Annotated in this window: 5 protein-coding genes; 3 read left to right on the top strand and 2 right to left on the bottom strand. The window is 55.5% G+C overall.

Annotated elements, in window-relative coordinates:
• Window positions 1–151 precede the first annotated feature (151 nt).
• Both ACOCD2_RS11585 and ACOCD2_RS11590 read right to left on the bottom strand, forming a co-directional pair.
• The gene (locus ACOCD2_RS11585) at window positions 152–280 is read right to left on the bottom strand and encodes a hypothetical protein (RefSeq protein ID WP_293646551.1); all 129 of its coding nucleotides are present in this window, start codon (window positions 278–280) and stop codon (window positions 152–154) included.
• Window positions 281–555: 275 nt separating this feature from the next.
• A complete protein-coding gene (locus ACOCD2_RS11590) occupies window positions 556–2490 on the bottom strand; it encodes a sensor histidine kinase (RefSeq protein ID WP_293647860.1) in 1935 nt (644 codons plus the stop codon).
• A gap of 103 nt (window positions 2491–2593) precedes the next feature.
• On the opposite strand from ACOCD2_RS11590, the gene prmB reads away from it, so the two are divergent.
• Genes prmB through hemN form a run of 3 tightly spaced genes read left to right on the top strand, consistent with a single transcriptional unit; the run spans window position 2594 to window position 5250 of the window.
• Window positions 2594–3520: a 50S ribosomal protein L3 N(5)-glutamine methyltransferase gene (gene prmB, locus ACOCD2_RS11595; protein WP_371415009.1), complete on the top strand. Its 927-nt coding sequence runs from the start codon at window positions 2594–2596 to the stop codon at window positions 3518–3520.
• A complete protein-coding gene (locus ACOCD2_RS11600; protein WP_293647864.1) occupies window positions 3517–3837 on the top strand; it encodes a general secretion pathway protein GspF in 321 nt (106 codons plus the stop codon). Before prmB ends, ACOCD2_RS11600 begins: the two co-directional genes overlap by 4 nt.
• 30 nt (window positions 3838–3867) lie before the next feature.
• Window positions 3868–5250: an oxygen-independent coproporphyrinogen III oxidase gene (gene hemN / locus ACOCD2_RS11605; protein WP_293647866.1), complete on the top strand. Its 1383-nt coding sequence runs from the start codon at window positions 3868–3870 to the stop codon at window positions 5248–5250.
• Window positions 5251–5378: the final 128 nt, after the last annotated feature.

The raw sequence follows: 5378 nt of genomic DNA on the forward strand, positions 1-5378 counted from the left end.
TTATGTATCAATGCTTTAAGATCATAATTGTACCATCCTGCACCGGATTTCTCATCGTCTTTTTTCGGTTTTTCAATTGAATTTCAATGACTTGGCATTTATAGACGGGAACAAAGTAGGCCTCCGAACGCGGCGTCCAGTCATATGGGAGTCAAGTACGGAGCAGCAACGAGCTTGCGAAGTTGTTGCGTAGTGCTTGGTGACCAGGACGGCTGGGGCACAAATAGGTTGTCAAAGGCTGAGTCGATTTTGGGGACTGGGATGTCCCAAAATCTATCACGAGGCCGAAGACACGCTTGATCAATCCCTGTTTCTGAAAGTCGCCGCACGTCTCCGGCCCACATAAGTTCAACGGAGTGCTGCCCCGGCACGATGATAAACAATGGGGTAAGGGGAAGTTGTGTCTTCAGATCAGGAATTCACCTGAAAAAGCCTCCATTCCAGGGTTTCACCCTGTCAACGGCTCGAGTTCGGGGTTTTGAGGCCAATCGATAGGGCGTGATGAAATGTTCAGGCTAGGAGCCTGTCGGGTTGAATCCGAAAGGCTCCTGCGTTTCATAACATGCGCGGAATGCGCACCGTGAAAGTGGTGCCGCTTTCCGTATCCGATGTGACAGCCACACTCCCGCCATGGGCCTGAACCAGGCGCCGTACGATGGCCAGTCCGAGCCCTGTGCCGTTGGCCTTGGTGGTGAAGAAGGGCTCGAAAAGGTATTCCAGATTCTCCGGCGCTATGGGATCACCCCGGTTGGTGACGTCCACCTGAATCACCTTGTCAGTGTCTTTGCTGCGTACCCTGATGGTGACTGCTGAATTTGCCGTCGTTGCCTCGATGGCATTTCCCAACAGGTTGAGAAAGATCTGCAGAAGCCTGTCGGGATCTGCGTGCAGGGGCAATGTGTCTTCGGGGCAATCCAGTGCAATGGCAGCCTTGTGTTTTTCCGCCGGCGGCTTGCGGCTGGTGATGGCTTTTTCCAGTATGAGACAGAGATCTGTCGATTCCGTTTTCAGCGTCAGCGGGCGGGCGTACAGCAGGATGTCGGCCAGCAGGCGGTTGATACGGGCCATTTCCTGTTCGGCCAGCAGCAGGCGCTTGTGGGCGGCTTCAGGCAGTTCGGTGTTCTCGAAATAATCCAGGGCCATGCTCACGGTAGCCAGGGGAGTGCGGATTTCGTGGGCGATATCGGAGACGAACTGACCAATGGCGGCCAAGCGTGCGTGCTCAGCCAGCTTCAAAGTGCGGCTGAAACTCAGGGTGATGACCGTGGCCAGATTGGACAACAGCTGTGTATGCTCCTGCCCGTAGGCATGGGCCTGGCGGGTGGCGAACACAAGCACGCCGGGGATGGGGCTTTGGGAGGTGACTGGAAGGAAGATGGCGTCCCGGCGCTGCCGGTCGGTAAGCACCTGCAGGAAGCGGTAAGAGGAGCTCAGTTGTGCAACCTCCTGGATATCGGGAATATGCAGGGGTTCGCCGCTGTTAAGGCATTGCTCCAGCAGCGTGTCCTTCAGGGGGAAATGCAGAATGCCCAGTTCTTCGGGAACGCCGTCACTGTAGGCCCGTTCCAGCTGAATCTGTCCGTCCGTGGATACGAACAGCACGCCCACCCAGTCCAGGGGCAGCAGTTCGGGAAAGGTATGGGAAACGAATTCCAGGGTCTCGTTAAGGTCACTGCCCTCCTGCAGACGCGCTGTCAGCTTGAAAAGGGAATTCAAACGTGATGACAGCTGATTGAAGGACAGGGCCAGGAAACCGATTTCATTGTTTGCCGTAACCGGCATCCGGTAGCTGAAATTGCCTGCCGAGGCCTGCCGGAAGCCCTCGGCCGAACCGCTCAGGGGGCGCAGTACCTGGCGATAGAACCAGAGCATGATGCCGATAGCGATGATCAGGGCCACGGCGAAGGAAGCCCGGATGATGATGTTGGTTTCCCGCGTGCGTTGCTGTATGTCCTCATCGAGCGCTTTGAGCAGGTTGCGCGTTTTCTGCAACAGTTCGGGGTTGCGATCCACGATCAGCTTTGCCGCATCCGCAAGATGCGGCATTTTGTCCGGGCCCATGACCTTGTCCAGGTCGAGCATGAATTTCTTCCAGTAATCTTCCAGCTCATAAGCGGCATCCAGTGTGTTTTCGCTCAGTACCGGGTTCATGGGTTCATGGATTTCCAGCTGACGCTGAAAATCACCGCTGGAAAAGGCTGCGCAGATATCGTCGAACTGCCCGGTGATGTTCATCAGATCCTGGTAGTAGAGACGCAGGTCACGGGTATAGGCCGCACTGTCCTGGGGCGTGTTCTTTTCGTAGTTCATGGCCTGCATGGCCATGTGCTGGGCAGTGGCCTGAAGCTCTCCTGCCAGGCGCAGCAGAGCGCCCTGGGTACGCTGCTCGTCCAGTATCTTGAGCGTGTGCATGCTGAAAAAGCTGAACAGGGCGATCAGCGCCAGCAGGGCAATGCCAATCTGAAATTTGAGCGTGTGGGTGAATTTCAAATGTCGACTCCATTTTTTTCAGCAGCGCCTAGAGTATGCCAGTAAAATACAACGTTTGGCGGCTGCACGGATAATTCTGGTCGCTGTAACTGAGTTCATGACCATGAATCTTTCAGACCTGAACGAATTATTGAGCATCCGCGACTGGGTACGCTGGGGTGCCAGCCGCTTTGGTGAGGCCGGGCTGTTTTTCGGTCATGGTACAGACAACGCATTCGATGAGTCTCTGGCATTGGTGCTGCATGCCCTGCATCTGGATCACAGCCTGCCCCGGGATTTTCTCGACACCCGCCTGACCCGGCAAGAGAAGGAGCGGGTGCTGGACTATCTGCAACGGCGTATGGAAGAGCATGTGCCCGCTGCCTACATCACCCATGAGGCGCATTTCGCCGGGCTCAGTTTCTACGTCAATGAAAACGTGCTGGTGCCGCGTTCGCCTATCGCTGAACTGATCGAGTCAGGATTCGAGCCCTGGCTGCAGGCGGATGCTGATTTGCAGGTGCTGGACCTGTGTACCGGCTCCGGCTGCATTGCCATCGCCTGCGCACACTATCTGCCTCATGCGATGGTGGATGCCTCGGATATTTCTCCTTCGGCACTGGAAGTGGCCCGGGTAAACGTGGAACGACACCAGCTGCAGGATCAGGTGAACCTTTACCGCTCGGATCTGTTCGAAGAATTGCCGGAGCAGCAGTATGACCTGATCGTCAGCAATCCTCCCTATGTCAGCATGGAGGAAATGCAGGCCCTGCCGGATGAGTTTCAGCATGAGCCCGCGCTGGGGCTGGAAGCGGGCGAGGATGGTATGGATATCGTGGCACGGATACTCTGCGAGGGGCTTCGTTACCTCAAGCCGGGTGGTATCATGATCGTTGAAGTGGGTGACAGCATGGGGCATTTGATGGCCCGCTACCCGCAAGTACCTTTTTTATGGCTGGATTTCGAGCGGGGAGGGCATGGTGTGTTCCTGCTCACCGCCGAACAGCTGCAACAGTATGAAGAGTTTTTCCTGGAGGAATGTGAATCATGAGTCTGCGTCGCGCAAAAACCGCGGATGAATATGTCGAGTGGATCAAGAATGCCGTGTTCGAGGCCAAGGATCTGAAAGACTGCTTCATGTTCGAGATCGAGGACATGACACGCTTTCCTTCCTGGGTCGAACCCCTGGAACAGAGCATCAGGCAGGTACACCAGTCCATGGTGGATGGCACCTATCACTTCGGGCGGGAGGATCTGCCCTTCATGGATATCCTCTATCGCTACGGTGATCAGATTCCTTATCATACCCTGCTCAAACAGATCAACGAAACCCATCGCAAGGGGCTGGAAGTCGATGAAGATGAATGACGTTCTGCCCGTTTCAACCGGAAAAGCCTAATGGAACAGCAACTCATACTGGATGACGCCCTGATAGCCAAGTACGATCAGAGCGGTCCCCGTTATACTTCTTACCCCACGGCGGTGCAGTTTCACGATGGCTTTACGGCCGAAAACTACGCCACCATTGCCAGGCAGACCAATGCCAGCGGCCGTCCCCTGTCTCTGTATTTCCACATACCCTTCTGCGATACGATCTGCTTTTATTGTGCCTGCAACAAGGTAGCTACCAAGGATCGCAGCAAGGGTGACGAGTACCTGCAGCGCCTGTACCGCGAAATCGCCCTGCAGGGCGAACTTTTCGATCGTGACCGCCCTGTGGAGCAACTGCACTGGGGTGGTGGTACGCCGACCTTCATCAGCCACGCGGAGATGCGCCAGCTGATGAAAGTGACAGGCGAGCATTTCCACCTGCTGGATAATGACCAAGGTGAATATTCCATCGAGATCGATCCCCGCGAGGCCACTGCCGAAACCGTCGCCGTGCTGCGGGATATCGGCTTCAACCGCATGAGCCTGGGGGTACAGGATTTCGATCCCCAGGTGCAGAAAGCGGTCAATCGCATCCAGAGTGAGGAAGAAACCCTGGCAGTGCTGAATGCAGCCCGTGCGGAAGGTTTCCGTTCGGTGAGCATCGACCTGATCTACGGGCTGCCGCATCAGACCCGTGAAAGTTTCTCGGCCACCCTGGACCGGATCATCGAGGTCGGCCCGGATCGCCTGTCCGTTTTCAACTATGCCCACCTGCCGCAGATCTTCAAGCCCCAGCGCCGCATCGAAGTGAACGAACTGCCGCCGCCGGAAGTAAAACTGGAGATTCTTCACATGACCGCCAGCAAGCTGGCCGATGCCGGTTACGTCTACATCGGCATGGATCATTTCGCACGGCCGGATGATGAACTGGCCGTCGCCCAGCGGGAAGGTACTCTGTACCGCAATTTTCAGGGTTATTCCACCCATGCCAACTGCGATCTGATTGGCATGGGCATCACCTCCATCGGTTCGGTGGGCAATTGCTACACGCAGAACATCAAGGAGCTGGATGCCTACTATGAACGGATCGATGCAGGGCAGTTGCCCGTGTTCCGCGGCATCGAGCTGAGCAAGGATGATGAGCTGCGCAGGGATGTGATCACACAGCTTATCTGTCACTTTGCGCTGGATTTCCATGCCGTGGAAAAGCGCTGGAACATCGATTTCAAAACCTACTTCGGTACGGAGCTGAAAAGCCTGCAGAACATGGTGGAAGACGGCCTGCTGGAAATCAGCGATGCAGGCATAAAAGTCATGCCCGTGGGACAGATGCTGATCCGCAATATCTGCATGGTGTTTGATGCCTATCTGAAGGACAGCAAAGGCCAGCGTTTTTCAAAAGTTATCTAGTCAACTAGAGGGCTCTTCCCCTGATTGAGTGGGCGCCCATCATCTAGTAATCCCATCAGGGTAAAGATCCAACCCGCCGAGATGGAAGTAAATGGCATTGGCAAACCGCTCTTTATTGCGGAAGCCTC

The organism is Thiolapillus sp. (genome assembly GCF_048562965.1).
In the GTDB taxonomy this organism is placed as follows: Bacteria; Pseudomonadota; Gammaproteobacteria; order Chromatiales; family Chromatiaceae; genus Thiolapillus; species Thiolapillus brandeum_A.